This window comes from Streptomyces sp. NPDC055400 (genome assembly GCF_053644375.1).
Window position 1 is genome coordinate 50,240 of sequence record NZ_JBSHLM010000012.1, and the last position, 25,289, is coordinate 75,528.

The following is a 25,289-nucleotide window of genomic DNA, read 5'->3' on the forward strand; positions in this document are numbered from 1 at the left end:
TGTGCCCGAACCTGTTTACTTTCTGGAAATCCAGCCGTAGCCTCTGATTGAAACCACAGACTCGGGCACGACCGGGCGAGGCATCGGAGGCAGGCGGACATGTACGCACCGGAGCGGCAGCAGGAGATCCTCCGTCTCGCGCGTGACGGAGGACGCGTGGACGTGCTGTCGCTCGCCGAGGAGTTCCAGGTCACCGCGGAGACCATCCGCCGCGACCTGAAGACCCTGGACAGGGCCGGTCTCGTACGGCGGGTGCACGGCGGTGCCATACCGGCCGGGCGGCTCGACTTCGAGCCCGACGTCGCCGAGCGCGAGGGCACCGCGGCCGACGAGAAGGACCGCATCGCCCGGCTCGCGCTCGCCGAGCTTCCCGATGACGGCACCGTGATCCTCGACGCGGGCACCACCGTCGCCCGCCTCGCCGCGGCGCTGCCCCTGGAGTCGACGCTCACCGTCGTCACCCACGGCCTGCCCGTCGCGGCCCGCCTCGCAGACCACCCCGGCATCCAGCTGCACCTCGTCGGAGGCCGCGTCCGCCACCGCACCCGCGCCGCGGTCGACGCCTGGGCCCTGCGGGCGTACGGGGAGATCCGCGCGGACGTCCTCTTCCTCGCGGCCAACGGGTTCTCCGCCGAACACGGCCTGACCACCCCCGACCTCGCCGAGGCCGCCGTGAAGCGCGCGGCCGTCGGCGCCGCACGCCGGGTCGTGCTGCTCGCCGACTCCGCCAAGTACGGGCAGGAGCACTTCGCCCGCTTCGGCGACCTGGGCGATGTGGACGTGCTGATCACCGACAGCGGCCTCAGCGACGGGGACGCGGCCGCGATCGAGAAGGGCGGCACGGAAGTGGTCCGCGCATGAGCCCCACGACACCGGCACCGGAACCGACATCGGCTCGGGAACCGGCATCGGCCCCGGAACCGACACCGACACCGACACCGGCATCGGCCCCGGAACCGACACCGGCATCGGCCCCGGAACCGGCATCGGCCCCGGCACCCCCCACGCAAGCCACCACGGAAGACACACGCGGCATGATCCTCACCGTTACCCCCAACCCGTCCCTGGACCGCACCTACGAGGTCCCTGCGCTCGACCGGGGCGAGGTCCTGCGCGCCACCGGCGAGCGCATGGACCCGGGCGGCAAGGGCGTCAACGTCTCGCGGGCCGTCGCCGCCGCCGGCGCCCCCACGCTCGCCGTGCTTCCGCTGGGCGGCGCGCCCGGTGCCCTCGTGGCCGAGCTCCTCGACGCCCAGGGGATCAGCGTCGACCCCGTCCCCGTAGCCGGACAGACCCGGTCCAACATCGCGCTCGCCGAGCCGGACGGAACGCTGACGAAGATCAACGCGCCGGGCCCCGAACTCACCCCGGAAGAAGCCGAGTCACTGCTCGCCGTGGTCGGCGAGCGCTCCGCGGGCGCCGACTGGATCGCCTGCTGCGGCAGCCTCCCGCGCGGCCTCGCCCCGTCCTGGTACGCCGAGCTGGTCGCCCGCGCCCACGCGGCCGGCGCCCGGATCGCGCTCGACACCTCGGGCCCGGCCCTCCTCGCGGCCCTGCGCGAACGGCCTGACGTCGTCAAGCCGAACGCGGAGGAGCTCGCCGAGGCGGTCGGCCGTCCGCTCGCCACCGTCGGCGACGCGGTCAAGGCGGCCGAGGAGCTGCGGGACCTCGGCGCACGCGCCGTCCTCGCCTCCCTCGGCGCGGACGGGCAGCTGCTCGTGGACGGCTCGGGCGCCTGGTTCGCCACCGCCCCGGTCGATACCGTCCGCAGCAATGTCGGCGCGGGCGACTCGTCCCTGGCCGGTTTCCTCATCGCGGGCGGCACCGGCCCGCGGGCGCTGGCCTCGGCCGTCGCCCACGGCGCCGCTGCGGTCCAGCTCCCGGGCAGCGCGATGCCGGCCCCGGCCGACCTGGACCCGGACGCGGTGACCCTCACGGCGGACGTCCCGCTGGACCGCGTCCTGAAGGAGCCCGCGCCATGACGGCCTGCGCGCCGCCCCTGAATACGCCCCATCCGGCCGCCTCCGGCCTGATCACTCCCCACGCTCCTTTCCGGAGCCGCCGTCCCCGCGGCGAAACCCCCGTCCCCACCCCCGCCGCCAAGGCGATACGAGTGCGAAGGAACCCGCGATGAGCGAGATGATCACCGCGGACCTGGTCGATCTCGACCTGTCCGCCGACACCAAAGAGGCGGCGGCCCGCGCCCTCGCCGAAAGGATGGTCGCCCAGGGCCGGGTGACCGACCTGGACGGCTTCCTGGCCGACGTCGCGGCCCGCGAGGCGCAGATGCCGACCGGCCTCGACGGCGGCATCGGCATCCCGCACTGCCGCAGCGAGCACGTCACCGAGCCGACCCTCGCCTTCGGCCGCAGCACCGACGGGATCGACTTCGGGGCGCCGGACGGCCCGGCCGACCTGATCTTCCTCATCGCCGCGCCCGCCGGAGCGGACGACGCCCACCTCACCATCCTGTCCTCGCTGGCACGGCAGTTGATGGACGAGGACTTCAAGGCGGCGCTGCGCACGGCGACCGACACAGGGGCCACGGCGGCGCTGATCCGCGGGGACGAACCCGAGCCCACTCCAGAGCCCACCACTGAGCTGGAGCCCACGCCCGAGTCGGAGCCGACGCCCGAGCTGGAGCCGACGCCCGAGCCGGAGCTGGAGCCGACGCCCGAGCCGGAGCCCACGCCCGAGCCCGAGACCGCTCCCGCGGCCCGCGCCGCGAAGTTCAAGATCGTCGCCGTCACCTCCTGCCCCACCGGCATCGCCCACACCTACATGGCGGCCGAGTCCCTGGAGAAGGCGGGCCGGGACGCGGGCGACGTGGAAGTGGTGGTCGAGACACAGGGCTCGGCCGGGTTCACCCGCCTCGCCCCGGAGGTCATCGCGGGAGCGGACGGCGTGATCTTCGCGCACGACGTGCCCGTACGGGAGAAGGACCGCTTCGCCGGGAAGCCCACCGTCGATGTCGGCGTCAAGGCCGGCATCAACCGGCCCGCCGAACTCATCGGCGAGGTCCGCGAGAAGGCCGCCCGCGGCGAGACGACGTCGGGCGCGGCGTCCGCCACCCCCGTGGACCGGGCCGGTGACGCCGGCGACGGCTACGGCACCAGGCTGCGCAAGTGGCTGATGAGCGGCGTCAGTTACATGGTCCCGTTCGTCGCGGCCGGCGGTCTCCTCATCGCCCTCGGCTTCGCGATCGGCGGCTACACCATCAACAAGGCGCCGTCCGTCGCCGAGCACTTCGTGTGGACCCAGACCGACAGCTGGGCCGCGCTCCTCTTCCAGGTCGGCTCCGTCGCCTTCGCGTTCCTCGTCCCGGTCCTCGCTGGCTTCATCGCGTACGGGATGGCCGACCGGCCGGGGCTCGTGCCCGGGTTCGTCGGCGGTTCGATCGCGCTCACCATCAACGCCGGCTTCCTCGGCGGCCTCGCCGCCGGTCTCATCGCGGGCGGCGTCGTGATGGCGATCCAGAAGGTGAACGTGCCTCCCGCGCTGCGCGGCATCATGCCGGTGGTCGTCATCCCGCTGATCTCCTCCGCGGTGGTCGGCTTCCTGATGTTCCTCGTCATCGGCAAGCCCATCGCCTCCCTCCAGAGCGCCCTGACGGACTGGCTGAACTCCCTCTCCGGCGCCAACGCGATCATCCTCGGCATCATCCTCGGCCTGATGATGTGCTTCGACCTGGGCGGCCCGCTGAACAAGGTCGCGTACGCCTTCGCGGTCGGCGGCCTCGCGAACCCCACCGAGGGCTCGCTCAAGGTCATGGCCGCGGTGATGGCCGCCGGTATGGTCCCGCCCCTGGCCATGGCCCTCGCGACGACCGTGCGCGGCCGGCTCTTCACCAAGACCGAGCGCGAGAACGGCAAGGCGGCCTGGGTGCTCGGCGCCTCGTTCATCACGGAGGGCGCGATCCCGTTCGCCGCGGCGGATCCGCTGCGCGTCATCCCCGCCTCGATGGCGGGCGGCGCGGTCACCGGCGCCCTGTCGATGGCCTTCGGCTGCACCCTGCGCGCCCCGCACGGCGGCATCTTCGTGGTCCCGCTGATCGGCAACCCGTTCCTCTACCTCATCGCGATCGCCGCCGGTGTCTGTGTGTCGACGACCCTGGTCGTGATCCTGAAGGGCATGCGGAAGCCCGCGCCCGAGGGCGGGGCGAACGGTACGGGCGACGCGTCGGCGCAGAAGGGTGAGGAGCCGAAGATACCGGTGGCCGCCTGACAGTTCGGAACTGTCCGCTCATGCGAGATACACAACGGTCCGGGACCAAGGTCCCGGACCGTTGTGTTTTCTGGGCCCATGGCTGAGCACGGCGACGACGGTGCCCTGCAAGGCCATATCAGCCTGACCCCAACACCCCACCTACGTCGCGAGATCCGAGAAACAGCGCCAACTCGTTGATCAGCTCGAGTTGTTGGCGGTGCATCAGGAACATCAGGGCACGTCGATGTCGTTTCGCTCGACGCGGAGGCGCGTTTACGGGAGGGCGATAGATTGCCCGCCATGACTGAACTAGGGCCCGCCCCCTGGCCACCTGCCCCGATCAAGACCGAGCGGCTCGTGCTCCGCGAGTCCGAGGCCCGGGACCGAGCGGCGTTCATCGAGCTGCTGGCGTCGCCAGAGGTGCACACCTACCTCGGCGGCCCCCGGCCGCGTGACGAGCTCGAGCGCGAGATGCCCGTGGCGCCCGAGCAGTGGCCCGGGAGTTTCGTCGTGGAGCTCGACGGGGCGATGATCGGCCAGATCCTGCTGAGGAGAACAACGGAGCACCGTCGCCCGGCTGCATCGGGGAAGGCCGATCTCGGCTACCTGTTCCTGCCGCGAGCGTGGGGATTCGGGTACGCCGCCGAGGCGTGCACGGCGGCGCTCGACTGGTTCGACGGCGTGCTTCCCGGCGAGCCGGTGGTGCTCACGACCCAGACCGCCAACGTCGGCTCGATGCGCCTGGCGGCGAAACTGGGGTTCACCGAGGTAGAGCGGTTCCGGGCCTGGGGCGCCGAGCAGTGGCTCGGCCAGCGGTCCCCGGTCACGCCGCCCGCTTGAGCTCGTCAGCCCCCTGAACCTGCCGCGCGTCCCGCATCTGATGACGGGCATTCCGCCCCTGAACCTGCTCCGCGTCCCCGCACCCGAGACCGGTGACCAGGCGATCCAGGAGACCCCGGCGTCAGGATCGACACCGTCGACTAGTCGGATGCGGACATGCACCACCGCACCCGGCTCGACGCCGCACGTGCCACCGCCCCGCCCCCGGCGTTCTCGTCGCATGAGCCCTCCGCCGCGCCCGCCGGGATGCGGCGCACGCCCGATGCCGCCAGCGTGGGGGAGTGGTGCAGCAGAACAAGGCTCAGTGGATTCCCGCCGGCGTGATCGTGCTGGCCGTGGTGATCGACCTGATGACCCCGACCGAGGTGACATCGGCCCCGCTCATCATGGCGGCGCCCGTCGCCGCCGCCCCGCTCCTGACGCTGCCCGGCATCGTCTGCGTGGGCCTCGCGTCGATGGCTGTCCATGCGGGACTGGCCTGGGTGGACGGCACCTTCGGCTGGCACCGCGGTCTGGCCAACCAGTTCACCCTGTTGGCCGTGACCCTGCTGGCCGTCTTCATCAACCGCACGCTGAAGAGACAGGACGTCCGGACCCGGCGTGCTCAGCACGTCGCGGCCGTCGCCCAGCGCGCCGTGCTGCCCAGACCGCCGGCGCGCCTGGGCGGCCTGCACGTCGCCGCCCGGTACGTGCCCGCCGAGGACGAGGCCATGATCGGCGGCGATCTGTACGTGGTACAGGACACCCCGTACGGCACACGCGTCCTCGTCGGTGACGTACGGGGCAAGGGCCTGGGCGCCGTGAGCGCGGTCTGCGCCGATATCGGCGCGTTCAGGTACGCCGCGGACGAGGCCGAGGACCTCGAACAGCTTGTGCGCTCGCTGGAGCAGGCACTGCTGCGTGAGGGCGGGCGGCGCGGCGGCCTCGAACAGGAGGAGGGATTCACCACCGCCCTGATCGCGGAGTTCCCCGCGGACCTCAGCGCCGTACGCATCGTCAACCGCGGCCACCCGCCGCCCCTGCTCCTCGACGCACAGGGCTCGGCCACCGTCCTCGAACCGACTCAGGACGTGCCTCCGCTGGGGATGGCGGTGCTGGGCAACTGGTCCGCACCCGTCGACACGTTTCCGTTCCCGCCCGGCGCGACACTCCTGTGCTACACGGACGGCATCACCGAGTCACGGGACGCCGATGGCACCTTCTACGACGCTGCGGAGCGCCTGCCCGTTCTGCTCCGGCACCGCGCCCGGTCCGGCGAGCACCCCACACCGGCGCAGGTCCTCGACATGCTGATCCATGACGTACGGCGTCACACGGGCGGCCGGCCACAGGACGACCAGGCGCTCCTCGCGCTGCGCCGTTCAGCACTCTGACCGCATCCCGCATCCCGCATCCCGCATCCCGCATCCGGGAGAGGCTTGCGGTGCCCTGGGGCCCACCCGCTCAGCGGGTACACGATGAAGCATGGACACCAAAGCCTGGCTCATCCTCGCCGCAGCGGTCGTGCTGCTCACCATGGGCATCGCCGCAGTTCTCCTGGTGCGGGTGATCCGGGCGCGGAGGCTGCTCCGCGCCGCGGGAATCCCGCTCGGCAACAAGGCGCTGGTGTGGGCCGCCGTGATCTACACGGTGTCACCGATCGACCTGCTGCCGGACCCCGTCTACCTCGACGACATCGGATTCCTGCTGCTGGCCCTGCGGTCCTTGCACGTTGCGGCGCGAAACGGAAACCCGCTGGTGGCAGGTCGACCTGTGGTGCGACACCTGGCAGGCCGCCGAGCAGATGGCCGTCAATAGCCTGCGGCCGCTGCTGGTCGCGGCCGGGGAGAGGGGGGACGTCGCCGCCTGGTGGTTCGTCCGAAAGGGCGAATCTCGGCGGCAGCGCGTCCGCCGGCCGACGGCCGTGACGCGACTGCTGTCCTCGGACGGCTGACCAGCACGCTCAGCGAACGGGCCGCGATCCGGCACGCTGAAGGCCAACAAGCGCGCACGGAAGCGCTCGGCGCCGAACCTCAGCGGCCCATCAACAGAGCCTCACAACTGCTTGGTCGACGTCGGACAAGAGTTCCTGCCGACGCGGGGCGGGGCGCCGTTCCTCGGGCCACCGCGGAATCGTGTGGGGTGTGACCAGACGGTGTTGCCGCAGCGCCCCGGGCGTCCGGGTCAGCCTCCCTGGCCGGCGCTACCCATCGGGCCGACCTTCACGGGGGAACCGGAGCCGTCCGTGACGGGGAGCGTGGCGTTGCCCGGCCAGTCGAGGGTGACCGACTTCGTCTCGTCGGGCGGCGTCACCACCAGGCCCGTGACACGGACACCGGAGCCACCCGAGGTGTTGAGCGGGTAGTTGATGCCGAACGCGACGCTCTCGCCGTTCTTGAGGACGACAGTGTCCGCAGGTTCACCAGTCCGCTTGGCGGACACCACACCCGAGCCGGTCTTCAGGTCCACACCGGCATAGCCCGCCAGCGCACAGTCGTGGCCGCCGCCGTTCTTCAGTTCCACGGCGACCGTGCCGTCCGGATCGCCGTCGATGGTGCTGTCGATCGCCGTGATCTCCAGTTCGTCGGTGCGGCACTTACCGGCCTTGCCGCCGGCCTGGGAACCGGACCCGGACGACGCCGCGCCCTGCCCACCGGAGCTCTTCTGGCCGGACCCCTTCCCGTCAGAACCCTTCCCGCCGGCCTGCGCCGAGTCCGCCGAACCCGGACCCGAACCCGAATCCGATGCCGAATCCCCGCCCGGGGACGACGCGGTGGACGCCGACGACGGGGCACTCTGCCCCGTGCCGTCGTCACCGTTCTGGCAGGCCGTGAGTGACAGACCCGCGGCAACGGCCAGGGCCGCAAAGGTGAGCTTGTGAACGCGCATCGTCATACTCCCCGTATCGGTTGAGGTCCCACCGCTCGGTGCTGGTCAGGTACCGGCGGATCGTTTCTGATCACCAAGAGCCGCTGAGTCCGCCGGCCGTTCCGCCCGGCTGCCTCCTAATACACCCCTGTTACACCCACAACCGTGACGTGACACAGGCCAGCCGGCTCCTGATCGGCACGTTCAGGGCTGCGGCCTGCCCCGCCTTGAAGCCCCGCCGGTCTGCGCGGCACATGGGGCAGCCGGCCGGCAGGCATCCCGACGCATCGACCAGTCCTGCTCACACGAAAGTCGTCGTCACGAGCCCCGGACGCACCTTCGTCACCTGAAGCTGACGACCGACGACGGCCTCACCGGTCTGGGCGATGCCACGCTCAACGGGCGGGAACTCTCGGCCGTCCGCTATCTCAACGACCATGTCGCGCCCCTCCTCCGGGGCCTCGACCCGCACCGGATCGAGGACACCTGGCAGTACCTGTACCGCGGGGCGTACTGGCGGCGAGGCCTCGTCACTATGGCTGCGATCGCCTCTGTCGACGTCGCCCTGTGAGACATCAAGGCCAAGGCCGCCGGCCTCCCGCTCTACCAACTCCTGGGCGGGGCCGGCCGGGACCGCATGCGCACCTACGGTCACGCGAACGGGCGTGACATCCCCGAACTCCTCGACTCGGTGCGGGCCCAGCTCGCCGAGGGCTACCAGGCCATCCGCATCCAGTCGGGCATCCCCGGCCTCAAAGCCGTGTATGGCGTGCACAGCACCACACTGACCAGCGTGCGGCAGCCGATGGCAGAGAGGGGCCGCGCACCGGGGCGAGTACTGCTCGGAGGAGATCGCCGGGCACGCGACGACATGGGGTGCCGGTGACAGACCTGGTTCGGTGCGAGTGCGCGCGGCGCAGGGCGAGGCTCGTACATGCTCAGCCAGCCATTGTCGTACCCCCGGTGTAGCGTCCGGGCGGGAGTCAGGCTCATGCTCTGCGGTTGACGGAGGCGCGCGGATGACGAGTACGACAGGCGAGGCCGTGGTGGCGGTGTCCCGGCGCGTCAAACTGTGCGCAGCCCGGTGAACGCCGAACTCGACACCCTCAAGGGCGCCCTGGACCAGCAGCGCGAGCACGTCGTCGGGACCTCTAAGGGCTCTCGGAGAGCGATCTGAGGCGGCCGGTGCTGCCCAGCGGCTGGAGCTGCCTGGCATTGCTGCGCCACCTCACCCTGGATATCGAAGGCTTCTGGTTCCCCGGGGTGATCGCGGGCGAGCCGGATGTGGCCGGACGGCTCACGGCAGGCCCGGAGGCGCACTGGTACGTGCCCGAGGGGATGAGTGTCGAGGAGGTCTTCGCCGGCTACCGGACAGCCATCGCGCGCGCGGACGCCGTGCTCGCTGCCGCCGAGCCCGAACAGAAGCCCGCCGCCTGGCCCATGGAGATCTGGCCGGCCTGGCGGCTGCCTGACGTGCGGCACATCCTGATCCACGTGCTCACCGAAGTCGCCTGCCACAGCGGCCACCTGGACGCGGTGCGCGAGCTGATCGACAGGACCACATGACGCGGCGGCAACCCCTACGCCGGTTAGTTCTGTGACCGGATCAGGTTCGCGGGGTTCGTCAGGCCGCGGGGGCGAGGGGGCGCACTGGCGACGGGGGTGACTTCGGTCGGGAACTCGTCTGCCGGCAGCTCCGTCGTTCTGCGGGGCCGGCCAACTCCCGGCCAGGGTCCACAGGTTGGAGTGCCCTGCACGGGCCCAGGAGTTGGCCACGACGACGTTCCCGGCGTGCTGGTCAGACCTGGAAGAGCAACGTGCCTTGAGGGCCCCGGCGGACCTCGGTGACCCCTCGGACCTGGGAGAACAGAGGAGCCTGGGCCGGAGACGCGAGAATCCAGCGCACTCGGTACCGCGCGAGGATCTTCTGCCGTTGTGCCGATGGCGTATGCGGCGAGAACAACGCGCGCTGCGCCTGCGCTCGGGCCGCAGCCTCTTGGCTGTGGAGTGCCGGGTCGGGCCATGCAGGACTGATCAAGGACATGCCGTAGGCGGGGATCAAGTGATTGAGCGGCTTGGCAGAGGCCGCGACGACGTCACCGCGGTGCATGTACGAAGCAGCCCACCCCAAGTGAGGCCACAACGGCAGAGCCGAGGGCAGCAGGCGCTCGGCCGCCGCCTTCCCCGACGCGGGCACGAGCCAGACGACCGGCGATGACTGGGCCCAGATGCCCACCGCGCAGGCCATAACGGTCACAGCTGCGAGCAGACGTTTGACGGCAGCCGACCGCCACCACGTCACCAACTCGACGGCGAGCGCCATCTGGAGGGCGAGCATGGCGAAGATGAACATGCGGCTGAGGGTGTACGACCCGCTGAACCATCCGTACGTCACCACGGCCAGCGCCATGCCGGCCAGCAGAACCAGCGGATCGAGGAGGTCCCTGCGGGCGCGCGCGAGGATCGCCACGATCCCCAGCGCACCGAATCCGTAGACGCCCCACAGGTCCTCGTAGGCACGGGCGTGCATGGCATCCAGTTGGTGAGAGCCGGCCAGGGTGAGAACGTTGTAGTAGGGCCACGCCAACACCAGAGCCGTGAACACCCCTGCTGCGAGCACCAGTTGGATCCGCTGCGCTGCGGTGAGCCGCAAGACGGGGCGGACCAGGAACGCGGCGCAACCCAAGAGAGTCCCCACCCCGACGATCGTGTGGCTGATGAGCGTCGCCGCAGTGGCCAGGCTCATCACCAGCAGCGGCACAGGACGCGGCCTGCGCGCCCACTGCGCCGCCGCGGCCCACAGGTGCAGGGCCATTCCCAGAGCGAAGTAGCTGGGGAATGCGACGTTGACCGTCACCGCAAGGCCGGAGTGGTAGCCGGCCCACAGGAAGCCGTGCGGACCCCACAGAAAGAGCGCGAACAGTACGGCGGTCGGCGGGGCCCACCGGTTGGCGCTGAAAATGCCGGTCACCCGGCACACACCGCTGAACAGCAACAGCATGTTGAACAGCGCACAGAGCTTGAGCGTGCCGAATGCCCCCGCGAAGCCGAACATCCGTCCCACGCAAGCGGCCGTCACCGTGTACGGGGTGTAGTAGGGACTTGATCCGTTCGGCAGGTCCACGAGCGGATTGCCCGGGTGGGTCAGGGAGTGCTGCAGACGATCGATGACCGCCGCGTGCTGGCCGTAGTCCCAGATCCACGGCTCACGTTGAACAACCATCCAGGCAAACGCGATGAGCGGTACGCACGTCGCCACGGACGGCCACCAGGCCCGCCACCACAGGGCCACCGCGGAGCCCGGCCGGACATCCACCGTCTTCGTGTCATGCGGACCGTTCACGGTGGATGTGACCGCCATACACGCGCTCCTCGACTAGCCCTTACGACGGATACTGGGCAGCCTATGAGAAGCGCATACGGCTCCGAGGAACCGCGCTCGCGGCATCCCCCGTTCGGGCCTTGCCGACATCCAATGACCAAACTGTGTCTTTGGCCAGGCCGGTACCGGTTGTTGCGCCGGTGACGATGATGCGGTGATCGGACCGGTCGATGCCTGAGACCTCTTCGACGGCGGTCGACCGCGGGGTGAAGGGTGTCGTGATCCACGTGCTCATGGAGTCGGGTTCCGTTCGATGCGAGGCGACTTGGTGCAGGGAGCCGGGTCCTTGCGGAGTCGGACAGGCCTTGGTGAGGTCGTGGGACATGGCCATCAGCCGCCCGGTGACCGTCTCGTCGACGGTGATGGGGGTTCGGCGGTCGAAGGCGCCGGGCGTGTTCCAGTAGGTCGGGCCGGTCCAGGGGTCGGCGCCGGAGTCCGCGCCTCGCGGGGTCGTGGGCAGGGGAATCGCACGGCGGCCCGTCTGATGACGATGTCGGGCTGCCGTGTTGAGGGGAAGGCCGGACGGAGTGGCTCTGGTGGGAATGGTCAGGCGATGAGGTGCTCGGCGACGGCCGGGTCGCGGCGCGTGTGCAGCTCCCAGTAGTCCTGGGCGATGTTGGCGTCGGCGAGCATCGGGTACGGGGTGATGGCGCCGCCGCCTATGGTGAACAGCAGGGTGCCGGATCGGGCCTCGAGCATCCCGGGGAGCACCGTCTGCGCGGCGGCGACCGCGCCGTACAGGAGGCTGTCGATCTGCGGGCGCAGGTTGTCCAGCGTCACGTCCTTGGGCGCGGTCATGGTCAGGCCCGCGTGCGGGGAGAACTCCAGCACATCGATCCGGCCGAACCGCGCGATCGCGCCCTCCAGCGCGCCGGTGAGCTGGTTGGGGTCCGCGACGTCGGCGGGGAAGCCCTCCGCGGTGATACCGGCCTCTGCGAGCTCGGTGACCAGCGTGTCGAGCTTGTCCTTGGTACGGGAGATCAGGGCGACGTCCAAGCCGTGACCGCCGAAGACGTCGGCGATGGACCGACCGAGGCCGGGGCCGGCCCCGACAATGGCGATGGTGGGCATGGTGGTTCTCCTTGCTGCGTGAAGGCAGGCGTGACTGCGCCGACCCCGGACGTGATCGGGTGGGCGGTGAAGGTGACGTGCGGGGCGGCGGTCGGCTATGCGCCGCCGGTGTCCCAGTTGTCGGGATCGGGTGGGCAGGGCGCGTCCAGGGCGCGCAGCAGGCGCCGGGAGTCGCGCCTCGAGGGCGGCCGGCAGCTGGGTCAGCACATAGGCGGAACCGAGTCACTCTTAGCTTGAAGTAAATGTGCGCTCTGGTCAGTCCATGGGGTCACTGCGGCAAGTCGTGTTCCGACCCGTCACGCGCCGTCGTTCCGGGTCCGCTCCAGCGTGAACGTGTCGATCGGTTCGACCTGACCGTACGGGCCGTTGACGGCGTAGTACGTGACTGCCATCGACGTGCGCCCGCCCGGGTGGGTGCCGGGGTCGACGGTGAAGGCGACGAATCCGTAGGGGTTGACCCGGTCGCGGACCGCCGACCACGGTGCCGCCTCCGACACGTAGAGCGGCGTCTTCTTGCCGCCGGCCCCCGCGGGGCCCACGCCGGTGATCACATTGCACCGCGGCGTGTCGAACAGGACGTCCATCGACGGGACGGACGTGCCGCCACCGCCGATGATCATGTGGACGGTTCCCTCGGTGGTGTCGACCACGTCGGTACGGGTGGACGCCGGGACGGGCGTCATCGTGTCGTTGGGCTGGTGGCCCCGTATCGGGTGCGAGCGTTCGTAGTGGTGCTCGTGGCCGCAGACGACGACGTCGACGCCGTACCGGTCGAACAGCGGCAGCCATTCCTGCCGGATGCCGAGGTCGGCGCCGTTGCCGGGATGGTCGGCGGTGGAGATGACCACCTGGTGCATGACGACCACGATCCAGTCGATGCCTTCGTCCGCCCGGGTGCGGGCGAGTTCGGCCTCCAGCCAGCGGCGCTGGGCACCGCCGGAATAGCCGCGTACATAGGAGTTGCCGGCGTCCTGGTACGCCACGTCGTCGTTGGCCAGGCTCACCACGCGCACCGAGCCGACCGTGAACGCGTACCACAGCCCCTGTGTCTCCACGTCGCCGCCGTTGCCGGGGAGCTTGAAGTACGTCTGATAGGCGGCGAACCCGATCGGGCCGTTGCCCAGCTCGTTCTCGTGGTTGCCGGCGGCCGGCATCCACGGCCGGAACCGTGCGGACCGGCTCGTCATGTCGAACCAGTCCGACCATGTACGGATGCGGTCCGTTGCCAGGTTCGCGTAGCACAGGTCGCCGTTCATGAGGTGGAACAGCGGTGCGATCCGCTCGACGGCCGTGGTGACGTCGTTGGCGTACGGCGAACCCAGATTGTCGTTGAGGTACACGAGCTTCTCGGTGATCTTCGGCGGCCTCGGCCCGTTCAACCTGCCCACTGTGGGCGTTCCCTGGTCGCCGAAGCTGGTGAAGGTGAACGGCGCCCTGCCGCCCGGCGCGGTACGGAACGACCCTGCCTCGGGCGTCGCACCGTCGTGGACGGCTGCGTAGACGTAGGCGGTGCCGGGCCGTAGCCGGTTCAGCCGCGAGTGGTGCACGTAGACCGTCCGTCCGGACGCCGCGTCCTGGTAGAACGAGGTCTGCGCCGCCGTGTCCCCGCCAAGACCGTGGGCCGGCGTCCCCAGCATGACCCGCGGCCGCTGTACGGGCACCGCCGTCTGCCAGCTCACCACCACCTCACGCGCCGCGTCCGCACCGAACTGCAGGTGCAGGCCGCTGACCGGCGGCATTCCGATCTTTCCGGGCCGGGCCCACAGCACCGGTGAGGCCGCGGCCGCCGGCCGCACGTCCAGCAGCGCCCCCGCCCCCGCCGCACCGGCCGCCGCGACAAGGCCCCGCCGGCTCACCACGCCTGTCTGCCGGGCGGTCTCGTTCTGCCGGCCGGACCGCGTCGCACTCGTGCCGAGGTGGTCCCCGGACTTCGCTGTCGTCGTCATGAACGGAAAACTCCCACGGCCGATACGCCCTCTGACACCGGCCGGTTGTGAACAGCGCGCCAATCGGCGCTACCTCAAAGCGACTTGACGCCGAACGTCGACAACCATTCCGGTGACCCGGATTGTGGTGACCGCGGGACACCCCACAGGCTGGCGGCACAGGAGGGTGAGCAGACATGGTGCACGACCTTGACGCCGCGATGCGGCAATTGCGGCACGGCCGCTTCGGCCTGTACGGGCCCTTCGTCCGGGAACGCTTCCTGGACGGCCTCTTCGGGGAGGAGATCACACCGACCGCCTACCGAGTCCTCCGCTTCGTCGAGGCCAGCACCCCACCGGCCCCGACGCTCTCCGACATCGCTGCCCTGCTGCTGACCGACCGCGCCCGCGCCGTACGCGTCGTCGACCGGCTGTCGGCCGACGGTCTCGTCACCCGAGTCCACGACACCGTCGACCGCCGAGTCCGCAGAGTGGCCCTGACCGACACCGCCCGCAGCCATCTCGCCCTCGCGACCGCCCGCCGCTCCCGCCTCCTGGGCGAAGCGGTGTCGGACTGGCCCGACGAGGACGTCGAACTCCTGGCGTCCCTCCTCAACCGGCTGAACGACTCCGTCGTCCGGCACGTGCCGTCTGCAGCGCCGGGGGACAAACCTCAGAACTGAGCTGCGTACGCGAACTCGGCCGTGTCGAGTCGTACCGCAGCTACGGTGTCGCGGAGTTCTCCTTCACCTCCCGCAGGCCCTGGCGTGCGCGCCGGGTCTGCCGAGTTCCAGGGCAGGTCCTCACGCACACTGCACCCGCGCATCCGCCCAGTCCACGGCATCGTGGTCGAACCCGTCGCCGGCGTTGTCCGTCACCAGGTCGAGGGTGGTGGCGCCGGTGATGTCGAGGTCGATCCTTTTTGCCGTTGCGCGGGTGGCGAGGCCGCTTTCGTAGAGCTTCTTGCCGTCCGCGTAGACGAAGAAGTGGGCCGTGCCGCCGTCCGTGGTGCCGTCGGCGGCGTCGTCGATGCCGATGGTCGCCGTCAGCCGTGAGCACTGCTTGGCGAGGTCGAAGGAGATCTTCGCATTGCCGGCGGCGCCGAGACCCTTGGTGTAGTGCGTCCCGTTGAGCGTCATCTGCTCGCTGGAGCCCACGTAGGTGTCCCGTGCCACGACGTCCCACTCGCTGGTGGCTCCGGTCCAGTCGAGGTCGGAGAGGTAGGGGTGGAGGCGGCTGCGGATGCGCAGGTCCTGCGAGCCGGCCCGCGCCGCGGAGTGGCCGGGCGCGGCGGCCGTGAGGTCCAGGCGCAGCGGGGTCGGGGTCTGTCCGGCCTGGTCGGACGCGGATGCGGTGAGGGTGGTGGACCGGGTCCCGCCCGCCGGGATCCGGACCGTGCCCGAGGGGCGGGCGAGCGTGTAGCCGGGGTCGGCCGCCGGGGCCCGCACCTCGTCCCAGGCGACCTCGATCTCGCGGGCAGCGTGGTTGGTGACCTGCAGCTGGGTGTGCGCCGAGTCACCCGGGTCGAGGGCCACGAGTGCAGGGTCGAGGCGTGCGGTCAGGGGGCTGTCCAGTGTCGTGGAGCTCCGTCCCCAGCTCTCGTCCCGGCGTGCGGCGGCGCCTCTCTCTTCTTGGGACGTGGCCCTGCCGACCAGCTGGTAGGCACCCTCGGCGGCGGTCAGCGGAACGTCCACCTGCCAGCGTGTGGAAACGGATTCGCCCGGACCGACCGTGGTGAACGTGGTGGCGTCGGCGGCGTGCACCAGGCGAGTGGACAGGTCCTTGGCGGACTGGGGGGTGAGGGAGAGGTGGACGTCGTGGAGCCGGTGGGCGGTGGTGTTGCGGAACGTGGTCACCACGTCGTTGTCGCCCAGCTGGCGGAGCCGGTCCGGGCCGGTGACGGTGACGGTGCCCTGCTGGTCCCTGCTGCGCGGCCCCAGGAATTCGATCTCGGCGACGCTGGTGTAGCCGTCGTCGGGACTCACGTATCGCAGCCACCGGTAGCGCGCCCGGTCGTTGACCGCGATCTGGTTCCAGCCGAACTCGGGCCTGTCCTTGACCGTGACGAGGGTGTGGCAGCCGCTCGTGGGACCGTCGGTGCACCCCTCGAACCGGCCGCCCTTCATCCGGTCGAGCTCCGTGTCGTTCGCTCCGGGGAAGAACCGGACCGTCGACACGGGGGAGGCGTGGTCGGCGCCGAGGTCGATGCCGGTGTAGCCGCTGCTGGGCTGCGCGTAGAGGAAGTTCGTGTCCGGGTCGCCGTCGAAGGCCTTGTCGTAGGTGCTGGTCGAGTCGTCCCAGGCGGGGCCCGTGCCGTACGGGGTGCCCGTGAGGCGGCCGGGCAGGGAGTACGCGGCGACGCCGGGTGGTACGCCGATGGCGTCGGCGCGGGCGAAGAAGTCCTCCACGGTGCCGTGTCGCGGGCCGCCCCAGGTGCGGTCCGCGAGGACCTCGCGCGGGCGGCGCATATAGGCGTCGAAATAGCTGTCGGGGCGGGTGATCGCGTTGTCGGACCATACGGATATCTGGTAGCCGTCGAGTCGCGGGTGCTCGATCGGATCCCATTTCTCGTACAGCGACTTGGAGTCGGGCAGCAGGGGGAAACCAGGGGTGACATAGAGCTGGTCGCTGGGTGAGGCGACGACGTCGTACCCCATGTCGAGGTACTTCTGCGCGCTGTGGTCCGCTCCCGACTCGGCCGCCGTGGTCCATGCCTCGACCTTGATGTTCTTGTCCGGCTGGGTCGTCGGGTTCTGGTCGACGTCCCACCAGTTCCAGATCACTGTGCGCTTGCCCTGGGCCCGCACCACCTTGTTCATCGCGTTGATGTAGTCGACGAACACGTCCGAGGTCGTGGCGAAGCCGTGCTGCTTGGCGTAGTCGACGAGTTCGGGGCAGCGTTCCTGGTCGGACTGGCGTGCGTATTCGTCCGTGGCTATGTGGAATTCAGGGCCGGCGAACAGCGGGGCGAACTCCTCGATGAGGCTCGCGGTGAACTTCCGTGCCTCAGGATTCGTCACGTCGACGGTGCCGCCGAGTTCGGGGCAGTCGAACCCGAGGTCGGGGCGCCCCTTGAGGATCGCCGTCGCGTGCGAGGGCATCTCGATCTCGGGGATGAGAGTGACGTGGTACTGGCGCGCCGCGGCCTCGAACCGGCGGATGTCCGCTCTGGTGTACGCCTCGGGGGCGGCCAGCCACGGATGGCGTTCGCTGACCAGGCGGAACGCATTGTGATCGCTGAAGTGCAACTGCAGCGTGTTCAGCCGCAGATACGACATCTCGCGCATGGTCCGCACGATGAAGTCGGGCGAGTAGAACTTCCGCCCCGCGTCCAGCAGGATCCCCCGCTCCTGCTCCTTGGGCCAGTCACGGGCCTGGCCCCTCGGTATGGAACGGTGCCCGGGCGTGGCTTCGAGGATCTGCAGCAGGGTCTGGGTGCCGTAGTAGGCGCCGGTGCCGTCTGCGGCCCTGATCACCGCCGCGTCGCCGACCTGGAGTGCGTAGCCCTGGGAACCCAGCGACTTGTCGGCGTCCGACAGCGAGAGGAACACATCACCGGCGTGCGGGCGGGGCCCCGCGACGACCGGCAAGGTCAGACCGGTGACATTGGATATGTCCCCGCTCAGTGTCTTCGCCGCACCGGTCAACGCCTGTTGCTGCCGGGCGTCGACGACGATGCGCGCGTCCCGGCCGAGTTCGAGCGTCCCGTGTCCGCCGGACCACGTACGGAGGGAGGGGACGACATCCGGCGCCGGATTGGGTGAGGCGTCGGCAGCCGCGACGGCCGGCGCCATGGTGACGACCACGGCCAGGGTGGTGAGAAGGGCGGCCGTGCACCGCGCTCTTCGGGGGGACGATCTGAACATGAGGCTCCCGTGACAGGTGGGGCGTTGACGTTCGATCCCTTGAGGCGTGCTGTCCCGCGGGGCAGGGCGCGCTGGCCGACGAGCGTATGAGCGCGCTTTCATGCTTGCAAGAGCTTGAAGTGCACGACCTTCAAGCTGATTCGAGCAGGCGCGCGATGTTGTCGGCGGGGCCGGTATGTCAACTTGCAGGCCGCACAAGGATGTTGACAGCGTCGGCGGCCTCAAGCACAGTGCCGATCAAGCGAGCCCTCGGTCGGGTCCGGGCTTCGGGGAGGAGGCACGATGGGACGTGCTCGACGGTGCGCAGGTACCGCGCTGATGGCTCGTGATGCTGTCCGCAGCGGCAGTCTGCGGCCCTGATGCCACCCAGGCAAACAGTGAAGGCGTCTGCCCTCGTACCTCTACCTATGATGAGCACTTGCACGAGTGTCGCGAAGGTGGAGTTCCGAGCCGGCTCGAAGCTCGGTACCGCAACGCCGCCGCCCTGTCATGACACCGGTGGCCAGAAGGGCGGAACGGCGTTGGCGGCTGAGAACGCCTGTGCCGTGAAGGGGGCATCTGGCCAAAGGTAGCCCCTGCGGGGATGCCGTGGGGGCAGTAGTCCGGTGTCTGCCCGTCATACTCCGCTGGTGGGCACCACGTTGGTGGCATCCACTGCGGGGCGCAGCGCTTTGGCGAGCTCGACGGCGTCGCCCACGGCCCAGAAATGGGTGAAGAACAGGCGGGGGCTCTCCGTCAAGTGATGGTTGTGCAGCTCGACGAGCTGGATCCCGCCGCGCCGCAAGGCTCCCAGTACGTTCTGGACCTCCTCGGCGAGCATGACGCAGTCTCCGCTGAGCGCTGCCCTGCCGTTTCCCAGCGGCTGGAAAATGAACGCGCTGGTCGCGCCCAGACCGGAGGGCAGCACCAGATGGCCGTCGCTGATCGTCTCGCGGCGGGCGAAGACGGCCTTGTAGACCACGCCGTCGCTGGAACCCTTGGCGCCCAGCGCGGCGTCGATGGCGGCAGTGTCCAGGTCGACGGGGCTCGGCGGGCCGGCTGGTGTCGCCGGCGGGATGCCGGTGCGGTCGAATCCCGCGCGCAGGCCGCGCGCCAGGGCCAGTTCGTCAAGGCCGTGTCCGTGGACATGGACCCACCAGATGTCGGGGTGATGGGCGGGGAGATGCTTGTGGAGCGCGGTCTGCGCGATTCCGTTCGCCTGCCAGGCGTCGATCACCCGCTGCAGTTCCCTCTCGGTGACCGCCACATCGCCCATGCACATCGTGCTGCCGTCGGCATAGCGGACGAAGGCCACGTGCGCACCCAGTGCGAGCTCCGGTGTGATGACGACGTTGCCCTCGACGACGACGCGGAGATCGTCGCGGGGGAAGGGGGTGTGGTACGTCGTCCCGCGCAGCAGGTTGCCGCTGCGGCCCAGCACTTTCGCTACGGCCGCCCAGTCCGACTCGGTGGTGGTCACCGGCTTGACCATCGCCCCGTCGGTCATCGCGCGTGCGTAGCCCGGTCCCGCCCCGGCCAGCACCGGTGCCAGTGCGGCAGCGGCCAGCACGCGTCGCCGAGTCGTGGCCGCCTGGTTGTCTCCAGTCATCATCTGATCTCCTCCTGGCGAGATGAAATCATAAGGAATGCTCCTTATTGGAGATGACTGTGCCTGTATGGGCCAGATGTATGTTTTTGGCAGTCATCGAAGGGTGCCTTGTGTGGTGCCGTGCGAATCGTCAGTACGCCCGTGATGTACGGGAGTTGGGCCCTACTCCGGTCGACCGGCAGAAGGCCGCTGTCATCCGGCTCCATCGGTCCCGGCCCCCTCCGTATGGCTGACGCCCAGGAGCAGGAGCAGCTGACCGTCGGGCTCCACTCCTGCGAAGGCTGTGCCCGCCGACTGGGCGGCAGACGGGCGGAGTCGGGCGGTTCGGTCTTTTCAGAGGCCGTATCGCCCGTATCGCCCGTACTCTTCGTGGTGACCACGGTGTCACATAGCGGGCGCCAAACCACTGGAGGCAATACCTCGTGCTGATTGCTCAGCGTCCGTCCCTGACCGAAGAGGTCGTCGACGAGTTCCGCTCCCGATTCGTGATCGAGCCGCTGGAGCCGGGCTTCGGTTACACCCTCGGCAACTCCCTGCGCCGGACCCTTCTTTCCTCGATCCCGGGTGCGGCGGTCACGTCCATCCGTATCGACGGTGTCCTGCACGAGTTCACCACCGTGCCGGGCGTCAAGGAAGACGTCACCGACCTCATCCTGAACATCAAGCAGCTGGTCGTCTCCTCGGAGCAGGACGAGCCGGTCGTGATGTACCTGCGCAAGCAGGGCCCGGGTCTGGTCACCGCCGCCGACATCGCGCCCCCGGCCGGTGTCGAGGTGCACAACCCCGACCTCGTCCTCGCCACGCTCAACGGCAAGGGCCAGCTGGAGATGGAGCTAACCGTCGAGCGCGGTCGCGGCTACGTCTCCGCCGTCCAGAACAAGCAGGTCGGTCAGGAGATCGGGCGCATCCCGGTCGACTCGATCTACTCGCCGGTCCTGAAGGTCACGTACAAGGTCGAGGCGACCCGTGTCGAGCAGCGCACCGACTTCGACAAGCTGATCGTCGACGTCGAGACGAAGCAGGCCATGCGTCCGCGTGACGCCATGGCGTCGGCCGGTAAGACCCTGGTCGAGCTGTTCGGTCTCGCCCGCGAGCTGAACATCGACGCCGAGGGCATCGACATGGGCCCGTCCCCCACGGACGCCGCCCTGGCCGCCGATCTGGTCCTGCCGATCGAGGAGCTCGACCTCACCGTCCGTTCCTACAACTGCCTCAAGCGCGAGGGAGTCCACTCCGTGGGTGAGCTCGTCGCCCGCTCCGAGGCGGACCTGCTCGACATCCGCAACTTCGGTGCGAAGTCGATCGACGAGGTCAAGGCGAAGCTGGCCGGCATGGGTCTGGGCCTCAAGGACAGCCCGCCCGGATTCGACCTGACCGCTGCCGCCGACGCCTCTGGCGCGGACGACGACGGGGACGCCGGTTTCGTGGAGACCGAGCAGTACTGAACGCTGCGCTGGGCGGGTCGAGAGGGAGTCGGGAGGGCACAGGAGCGGGGTGAGCGGTGCGGGTGTCCGGCCGACGGGACTGTCGGCCCGACCCCGTTCAGCGTTTGATGCCTACGCCCGCCAACAGGCTGATCTCGGCGTCCTTGGGCTCCGTCCCGTCGGCGGGTTCGGCGGGACGCCAGCGGTGGCAGCAGACGATGCCGGGTTCGATCAGGTCGAGTCCGTCGAAGAAACGGCGGACGTCGTCGTGCGAACGGAACTGCACCGGAGACCCGGACTTGGTGTAGACCTCCGCGACTTTGTTCCAGGTGACGGGGTCGAAGTCGGGCGTGCAGTGGTTCATGGCGAGGGCGCTGCCCGCCGGGAGCGGTTCGAGCAGCCGGCGGATGATGGCGTACGGGTCGTGCGGGTCGGTGATGAAGTGCATGAGCGCGTTGAGGGAGAGGGCGATGGGCTGGTCGAAGTCCAGGACCTCCGAGGCTTCCACGGCGTTCATCAGCGCATCGGGGTCGGTGACATCGGCCTCGATGTAGGCCGTGCGTCCCTGCGTCGTGCTGCGCATGAGGCGTTCGGCGTACTTGAGGACGAGGGGATCGTTGTCGGCGTACACGACGCGGGCGTCGAGGGCGACGGACTGGGCGACCTGGTGCAGGTTGGGCTCGGTCGGGACGCCCGTGCCGATGTCCAGCCACTGGCGGATGCCGTGCTCCTGCGCCAGCACACGGGTGGCCCGGTGCATGAACGCCCGGTTCTCGCGGGCGGTCACGTAGATGCCGGGGTGGGCCTGGGCGGCGACCAGGGCCGCCTCCTTGTCGATCTCGAAGTGGTCCTTGCCGCCGAGGAAGTAGTCGTACATCCGGGCCGAGTGCGCCTTGCTCGTGTCGAGATCCCGGCCGGCCTGCCTGGTGGTCATGTTCTCCCCTTCAGGTGTGTGTCTGTCGGCTGTGTGTCTGTCGGCCCGCAGGCCATGGGCGGGACCGGTGTCGTCGTCCCTCCTGCTGCCCGCCGCCGGTTCACCCGGCGGCCAGGTGATCGGCCAGGCCCTCTTTGACCCCGCGGACGAACGCGGCGATCTCCTGCGGCGTGTAGATCAGCGCCGGCCCGGCCGGGTCGGTCGACTGCCGTACGGCCACGCGGCCGTCGGCGAGCTGCTTCGCCTCGACACACTGACCGCCGTTCGGCCCGCTCCACGGGCGCTCCCAGCCGTGCTCACCGAGATCGCGGGCCGGCATCCCGTTGTACACGCCCTCGTCGGTGATCGTCATGAGTACTCCTTGCGCATGCGGTTCAAGAGCGACCTGCTGTCCTCGGACGACGTCAGCAGCGCCATTCGGGTATGCGCCTCGAGATGCGCGACGACGTCCTCACGCTGGTCCAGATAGACGGAGGCGGACAGGAGTTCGCTGTAGACGATGTCCGGCAGCTCGGGTCCCTCGAACCGGAAATAGGTGAAGGGGGCGCACGCCCCGACATGGGCGCCAGCGGCGAACGGGACGATGTCGATGCTGATGTGCGCGAGCTCGGACACGTCCAGGAGCCGCTCGATCTGCTCCCGCATCACATCAGGGGTGCCCACCGCCCGGTGCAGAACGGCTTCCTCCATGACCACCCACAACGTGGGGGCGTCCTCGCCCTCGAGCAGGCTCTGGCGGCGCAGCCGCAGCTCCACGCGGCGCGCGAGCTCCTCCTCGCTGCCGTTCGGCAACCCGCCGCGCAGCACCGCGCGAGCGTAGTCGGGAGTCTGCAGAAGGCCGGTGACGTACTGGGGTTCGTAGGTGCGCAGGGTCTTGGCGTCGGTCTCCAGGCTGACGTAGGCGGTGAACCAGCTGGGGACGGCGTCACGGTAGGAGTGCCACCAGCCGGGCTCGTTGGCCTGCTCGGCCAGGTCGACGAACTCGTCTATCTCCTGGCGGTCCGCGCCGAAGGTCTCCAGGAGCTTCTCCACGTAGAGAGGCTTCAGCGCGACTTCGGCCTTTTCCAGCCGGCGGATCGTCAGGGTCTTTACGCGAAGTGCTTTTGCCGCGTCCTCCAGCGAGGCACCGGCGCCCAGCCGCATGTCCCGCAGCCGACGGCCGAGGATCATGCGCAGGACTGTCGGTGCGCTGCTGCTGGAACGGGCTTCACTCACGCCCAACCTCCTGATGGTTCATCAACATCAGCATTCTGGCAGTGACTTGATGACGACGCCAGGGTGATATCCGTGCTCCTGAAATTATCAGAGAGTCGGTTGCAGCGTGATAGCGATCACGCGCATAGTTGGCATGTGAGCGGTCAAGTCACAGCTCTGACGCAGCATCCGGCCCGGACGGGACGTGTGATGCTGATGCCGTCGTGGGCACCCCACCGCGGGGCGCCTGGCCCGGCACACGCCTCACACCCCTCGAGCCGCAGCCCGCATCCCCACATCGCGCCTGCCCCCCGGAAGGCACTGGAAGGCGACATCCGTGACTCTGCCCACGCCCTCAGCCCAGGCCTTGCCCCCCGCCTCAGCCGCGACCGTGCCTCGTCGGGAGTACTGGTTCGGCCTGCCCGCCCTGCGCACCAGCGCGAGATCCGCCCGCGACACCGTGCGCGACCGGCTCCGTGCCTGGAAGGTTCCCGGCGACACGTGCTGCGACGCGGTACTGCTGGTCTCCGAGCTGACCACGAACGCCGTACTCCACACCGACAGCGGTCAGGTCCTGTGCGGCCTCACGCTGACCGGCGACGAGCGGTGCCTGCGTATCGAACTCCACGACGACGGCCGCACCCCGGTCCGCCCGCCCGAGCACCACGCCGGCCCCGGCGAGGAGAGGGGGCGAGGCCTGTTCCTCGTCCAGCAACTCGCGGACCGCTGGGGCTCCGCGCGCTCGACGCGGGCCGAAGGCAAGGTCGTCTGGGCAGAGTTGACGGCTCACCCCTGAGGCCATGGGCACGGGCCGGCGCCGAATGCGGGGCCCGCGCCTGCAGTGACGGCCCGGATGCGGCGTGGCCGGGCCCGGCCGGCTGCGCACCAGACCCGTTCCCCCGTCCAACGGCAGAGACCGCATTCGGCCCCGCACGGCCCCGCTACGTCCCCTTCACGCGGCGAGGAACCCCTTCTCCTCGATCCACCTACAGAAGGCGCCCATGACCCCCCACAGCGAAACCGCTCCTCCCGTCGTTCTGTACGTATGCGCCGACCGAGCCCGGGGCGCGCCCGGGTCAGCCACGCAGTGTGCGCAGACAGAAGGCCACGCGTTCGCCCAGGAGCGCGGACTGGCGATCGCCGAGGTCGTCACCGACACGTACGGTGAGCCCGACCCGGTCCAGCGCAGGGGGTGGCGCCGGGTGCGACAGCTGGCACAGACGGGCCACGTCACCGCGGTACTCGTCCGCTGGCCCAGCGCCATCGCCCCGGAGTCCGCGCACGAACTCCGGCACCGCGAGACCGCCTGGCTCCACGACCACGGCGTGCGCGTCCAGTACACCTGGGCGCCCTTGACTTCGAGGAGCGACGAGGCCCTGTGATCCCGGTCGGGGATACCCGGATCTTTGATCGGGTCTCTTGAGCGCAGACCCCTTCTTCTGGGGAGGGGGTAGCTCATCCTCGGACCGGAGCTGCGAAGCGGCGGGGTTCGCTGCGTTGTCAGTGTCCACGATCCACTCGCCAACCGCCGGGCGGGGAGGTCGCCCCGGTCGGCACCGCGCACGCGGTCCGCGCGAGTACCGCGACCAGAGCGTGCCGTACCCCTCGCGGACCTCGCGGGTCCGGTACTTCGGCAGTCCGTCCAGGAAGCCCGGGATCTCCTCGGGGGACGGCCTCGGATTGCTCACCGAGTCGGCCGGAAGGCAGGCGGGACCGGCTCGACGAGCCGGATGAACGGCAACCACACCGAAGTCCCGCCCCGTTCACGCGACTTGCCCGTCTCGCCGAGGTAAGCCGCCCACGGGCAGTGGACGTAGTCGAACGCTGCCGGCGCCCCGGTGGTCTTGCTTCCGAGGCGGTCGTCGCCGAAGTCCTGGGAGTCGGTGCGGGCGCACTTCTGCCACTCCTGTGCACACCCATTGACACTCTCCTCAGCTTCTTCATAGGGTCCGAGGCAGAAGGCACTGATACGTTTCAATCTGGCAAGTCGCGCTGCACGCCACCGCGCTGCG

Annotated in this window: 21 protein-coding genes and 2 pseudogenes; 13 read left to right on the forward strand and 10 right to left on the reverse strand. The window is 69.8% G+C overall.

Annotated features, from left to right (window positions below; genetic code table 11):
* Window positions 1-99: 99 nt before the first annotated feature.
* The 6 genes from ACWIGU_RS28860 to ACWIGU_RS28885 all read left to right on the forward strand — a co-directional run bounded on the left by ACWIGU_RS28860 (window position 100) and on the right by ACWIGU_RS28885 (window position 6,843).
* Window positions 100-861: a DeoR/GlpR family DNA-binding transcription regulator gene (locus tag ACWIGU_RS28860; RefSeq protein ID WP_454404624.1), complete on the forward strand. Its 762-nt coding sequence runs from the start codon at window positions 100-102 to the stop codon at window positions 859-861.
* A gap of 173 nt (window positions 862-1,034) precedes the next feature.
* On the forward strand, window positions 1,035-1,982 hold the full coding sequence (gene pfkB, locus ACWIGU_RS28865) for a 1-phosphofructokinase (protein ID WP_356291075.1): 948 nt from the start codon (window positions 1,035-1,037) through the stop codon (window positions 1,980-1,982).
* Window positions 1,983-2,130: 148 nt separating this feature from the next.
* A complete protein-coding gene (locus tag ACWIGU_RS28870; RefSeq protein ID WP_454404625.1) occupies window positions 2,131-4,224 on the forward strand; it encodes a PTS fructose transporter subunit IIABC in 2,094 nt (697 codons plus the stop codon).
* A 282-nt stretch (window positions 4,225-4,506) separates the two neighbouring features.
* Window positions 4,507-5,046, forward strand: coding sequence for a GNAT family N-acetyltransferase (locus tag ACWIGU_RS28875; protein WP_454404626.1), 540 nt, complete (start codon window positions 4,507-4,509; stop codon window positions 5,044-5,046).
* Between the two features lie 281 nt (window positions 5,047-5,327).
* Entirely contained in the window at window positions 5,328-6,419 is a 1,092-nt protein-coding gene (locus tag ACWIGU_RS28880; RefSeq protein WP_454404627.1) for a PP2C family protein-serine/threonine phosphatase, read from the forward strand.
* A 91-nt stretch (window positions 6,420-6,510) separates the two neighbouring features.
* Window positions 6,511-6,843, forward strand: coding sequence for a YkvA family protein (locus ACWIGU_RS28885; RefSeq protein ID WP_454404628.1), 333 nt, complete (start codon window positions 6,511-6,513; stop codon window positions 6,841-6,843).
* A gap of 366 nt (window positions 6,844-7,209) precedes the next feature.
* Here the strand turns inward: ACWIGU_RS28885 and ACWIGU_RS28890 are convergent, their stop codons facing one another.
* Window positions 7,210-7,914 (reverse strand): DUF4232 domain-containing protein, encoded by a 705-nt coding sequence (locus ACWIGU_RS28890; RefSeq protein WP_454404629.1) that lies wholly within the window; start codon window positions 7,912-7,914, stop codon window positions 7,210-7,212.
* Between the two features lie 233 nt (window positions 7,915-8,147).
* On the opposite strand from ACWIGU_RS28890, the pseudogene ACWIGU_RS28895 reads away from it, so the two are divergent.
* Window positions 8,148-8,674, forward strand: a pseudogene (locus ACWIGU_RS28895) (bifunctional D-altronate/D-mannonate dehydratase); the annotation flags it as partial.
* A gap of 303 nt (window positions 8,675-8,977) precedes the next feature.
* Window positions 8,978-9,459 (forward strand): annotated as a pseudogene (locus ACWIGU_RS28900) (DinB family protein).
* A gap of 232 nt (window positions 9,460-9,691) precedes the next feature.
* Here ACWIGU_RS28900 and ACWIGU_RS28905 read toward each other — a convergent pair.
* The 4 genes from ACWIGU_RS28905 to ACWIGU_RS28920 form a co-directional block, all read right to left on the reverse strand.
* Window positions 9,692-11,152 (reverse strand): hypothetical protein, encoded by a 1,461-nt coding sequence (locus tag ACWIGU_RS28905; RefSeq protein WP_454404630.1) that lies wholly within the window; start codon window positions 11,150-11,152, stop codon window positions 9,692-9,694.
* 145 nt (window positions 11,153-11,297) lie between these two features.
* The gene (locus tag ACWIGU_RS28910) at window positions 11,298-11,510 is read right to left on the reverse strand and encodes a hypothetical protein (RefSeq protein WP_454404631.1); all 213 of its coding nucleotides are present in this window, start codon (window positions 11,508-11,510) and stop codon (window positions 11,298-11,300) included.
* A 311-nt stretch (window positions 11,511-11,821) separates the two neighbouring features.
* Window positions 11,822-12,346, reverse strand: coding sequence for an SDR family NAD(P)-dependent oxidoreductase (locus tag ACWIGU_RS28915; protein WP_454404632.1), 525 nt, complete (start codon window positions 12,344-12,346; stop codon window positions 11,822-11,824).
* Window positions 12,347-12,642: 296 nt separating this feature from the next.
* On the reverse strand, window positions 12,643-14,292 hold the full coding sequence (locus ACWIGU_RS28920) for a purple acid phosphatase family protein (RefSeq protein ID WP_454404633.1): 1,650 nt from the start codon (window positions 14,290-14,292) through the stop codon (window positions 12,643-12,645).
* A gap of 176 nt (window positions 14,293-14,468) precedes the next feature.
* Between ACWIGU_RS28920 and ACWIGU_RS28925 the strand changes: the two genes are divergently transcribed.
* Window positions 14,469-14,954, forward strand: a complete 486-nt coding sequence (locus ACWIGU_RS28925) for a MarR family winged helix-turn-helix transcriptional regulator (RefSeq protein ID WP_454404634.1) — start codon at window positions 14,469-14,471, stop codon at window positions 14,952-14,954.
* A gap of 120 nt (window positions 14,955-15,074) precedes the next feature.
* Here the strand turns inward: ACWIGU_RS28925 and ACWIGU_RS28930 are convergent, their stop codons facing one another.
* A complete protein-coding gene (locus ACWIGU_RS28930) occupies window positions 15,075-18,137 on the reverse strand; it encodes a family 20 glycosylhydrolase (RefSeq protein ID WP_454404635.1) in 3,063 nt (1,020 codons plus the stop codon).
* 410 nt (window positions 18,138-18,547) lie between these two features.
* Here ACWIGU_RS28930 and ACWIGU_RS28935 point away from each other — a divergent pair, with 410 nt between their 5' ends.
* Window positions 18,548-18,709, forward strand: a complete 162-nt coding sequence (locus ACWIGU_RS28935) for a DUF6281 family protein (protein WP_454404859.1) — start codon at window positions 18,548-18,550, stop codon at window positions 18,707-18,709.
* 44 nt (window positions 18,710-18,753) lie between these two features.
* On the opposite strand, the gene ACWIGU_RS28940 is transcribed toward ACWIGU_RS28935, so the two are convergent.
* Window positions 18,754-19,728 carry a DUF1259 domain-containing protein gene (locus tag ACWIGU_RS28940; protein WP_454404636.1) on the reverse strand — a complete coding sequence of 325 codons (975 nt, stop codon included), beginning with the start codon at window positions 19,726-19,728 and terminating at the stop codon, window positions 18,754-18,756.
* 419 nt (window positions 19,729-20,147) lie between these two features.
* Between ACWIGU_RS28940 and ACWIGU_RS28945 the strand changes: the two genes are divergently transcribed.
* Window positions 20,148-21,170, forward strand: coding sequence for a DNA-directed RNA polymerase subunit alpha (locus ACWIGU_RS28945; RefSeq protein ID WP_454404637.1), 1,023 nt, complete (start codon window positions 20,148-20,150; stop codon window positions 21,168-21,170).
* Between the two features lie 97 nt (window positions 21,171-21,267).
* Here ACWIGU_RS28945 and ACWIGU_RS28950 read toward each other — a convergent pair whose 3' ends face one another.
* From ACWIGU_RS28950 to ACWIGU_RS28960, 3 genes are all read right to left on the reverse strand, one after another.
* Window positions 21,268-22,083: an SAM-dependent methyltransferase gene (locus ACWIGU_RS28950; protein WP_454404638.1), complete on the reverse strand. Its 816-nt coding sequence runs from the start codon at window positions 22,081-22,083 to the stop codon at window positions 21,268-21,270.
* A gap of 100 nt (window positions 22,084-22,183) precedes the next feature.
* Window positions 22,184-22,435: a DUF397 domain-containing protein gene (locus tag ACWIGU_RS28955; RefSeq protein ID WP_356291488.1), complete on the reverse strand. Its 252-nt coding sequence runs from the start codon at window positions 22,433-22,435 to the stop codon at window positions 22,184-22,186.
* A complete protein-coding gene (locus ACWIGU_RS28960; RefSeq protein ID WP_454404639.1) occupies window positions 22,432-23,298 on the reverse strand; it encodes a helix-turn-helix domain-containing protein in 867 nt (288 codons plus the stop codon). The genes ACWIGU_RS28955 and ACWIGU_RS28960 overlap by 4 nt, the downstream gene beginning before the upstream one ends.
* A gap of 370 nt (window positions 23,299-23,668) precedes the next feature.
* On the opposite strand from ACWIGU_RS28960, the gene ACWIGU_RS28965 reads away from it, so the two are divergent.
* The gene (locus tag ACWIGU_RS28965) at window positions 23,669-24,073 is read left to right on the forward strand and encodes an ATP-binding protein (RefSeq protein ID WP_454404640.1); all 405 of its coding nucleotides are present in this window, start codon (window positions 23,669-23,671) and stop codon (window positions 24,071-24,073) included.
* Window positions 24,074-24,278: 205 nt separating this feature from the next.
* On the forward strand, window positions 24,279-24,659 hold the full coding sequence (locus ACWIGU_RS28970) for a hypothetical protein (RefSeq protein ID WP_454404641.1): 381 nt from the start codon (window positions 24,279-24,281) through the stop codon (window positions 24,657-24,659).
* Window positions 24,660-25,289: the final 630 nt, after the last annotated feature.

Excerpts from the sequence above, each read along its gene's own strand:
- ACWIGU_RS28860 (WP_454404624.1), top strand. The coding sequence starts at position 100 with ATGTACGCACCGGAGCGGCAGCAGGAGATCCTCCGTCTCGCGCGTGAC.
- ACWIGU_RS28925 (WP_454404634.1), top strand. The coding sequence starts at position 14,469 with ATGGTGCACGACCTTGACGCCGCGATGCGGCAATTGCGGCACGGCCGC.
- ACWIGU_RS28940 (WP_454404636.1), bottom strand. The coding sequence starts at position 19,728 with ATGATGACTGGAGACAACCAGGCGGCCACGACTCGGCGACGCGTGCTG.
- ACWIGU_RS28920 (WP_454404633.1), bottom strand. The coding sequence starts at position 14,292 with ATGACGACGACAGCGAAGTCCGGGGACCACCTCGGCACGAGTGCGACG.
- ACWIGU_RS28885 (WP_454404628.1), top strand. The coding sequence starts at position 6,511 with ATGGACACCAAAGCCTGGCTCATCCTCGCCGCAGCGGTCGTGCTGCTC.
- ACWIGU_RS28955 (WP_356291488.1), bottom strand. The coding sequence starts at position 22,435 with ATGACGATCACCGACGAGGGCGTGTACAACGGGATGCCGGCCCGCGAT.
- ACWIGU_RS28870 (WP_454404625.1), top strand. The coding sequence starts at position 2,131 with ATGAGCGAGATGATCACCGCGGACCTGGTCGATCTCGACCTGTCCGCC.
- ACWIGU_RS28950 (WP_454404638.1), bottom strand. The coding sequence starts at position 22,083 with ATGACCACCAGGCAGGCCGGCCGGGATCTCGACACGAGCAAGGCGCAC.
- ACWIGU_RS28890 (WP_454404629.1), bottom strand. The coding sequence starts at position 7,914 with ATGCGCGTTCACAAGCTCACCTTTGCGGCCCTGGCCGTTGCCGCGGGT.
- ACWIGU_RS28875 (WP_454404626.1), top strand. The coding sequence starts at position 4,507 with ATGACTGAACTAGGGCCCGCCCCCTGGCCACCTGCCCCGATCAAGACC.
- ACWIGU_RS28935 (WP_454404859.1), top strand. The coding sequence starts at position 18,548 with ATGAGCACTTGCACGAGTGTCGCGAAGGTGGAGTTCCGAGCCGGCTCG.
- pfkB (WP_356291075.1), top strand. The coding sequence starts at position 1,035 with ATGATCCTCACCGTTACCCCCAACCCGTCCCTGGACCGCACCTACGAG.
- ACWIGU_RS28910 (WP_454404631.1), bottom strand. The coding sequence starts at position 11,510 with ATGAGCACGTGGATCACGACACCCTTCACCCCGCGGTCGACCGCCGTC.
- ACWIGU_RS28915 (WP_454404632.1), bottom strand. The coding sequence starts at position 12,346 with ATGCCCACCATCGCCATTGTCGGGGCCGGCCCCGGCCTCGGTCGGTCC.
- ACWIGU_RS28970 (WP_454404641.1), top strand. The coding sequence starts at position 24,279 with ATGACCCCCCACAGCGAAACCGCTCCTCCCGTCGTTCTGTACGTATGC.
- ACWIGU_RS28930 (WP_454404635.1), bottom strand. The coding sequence starts at position 18,137 with ATGTTCAGATCGTCCCCCCGAAGAGCGCGGTGCACGGCCGCCCTTCTC.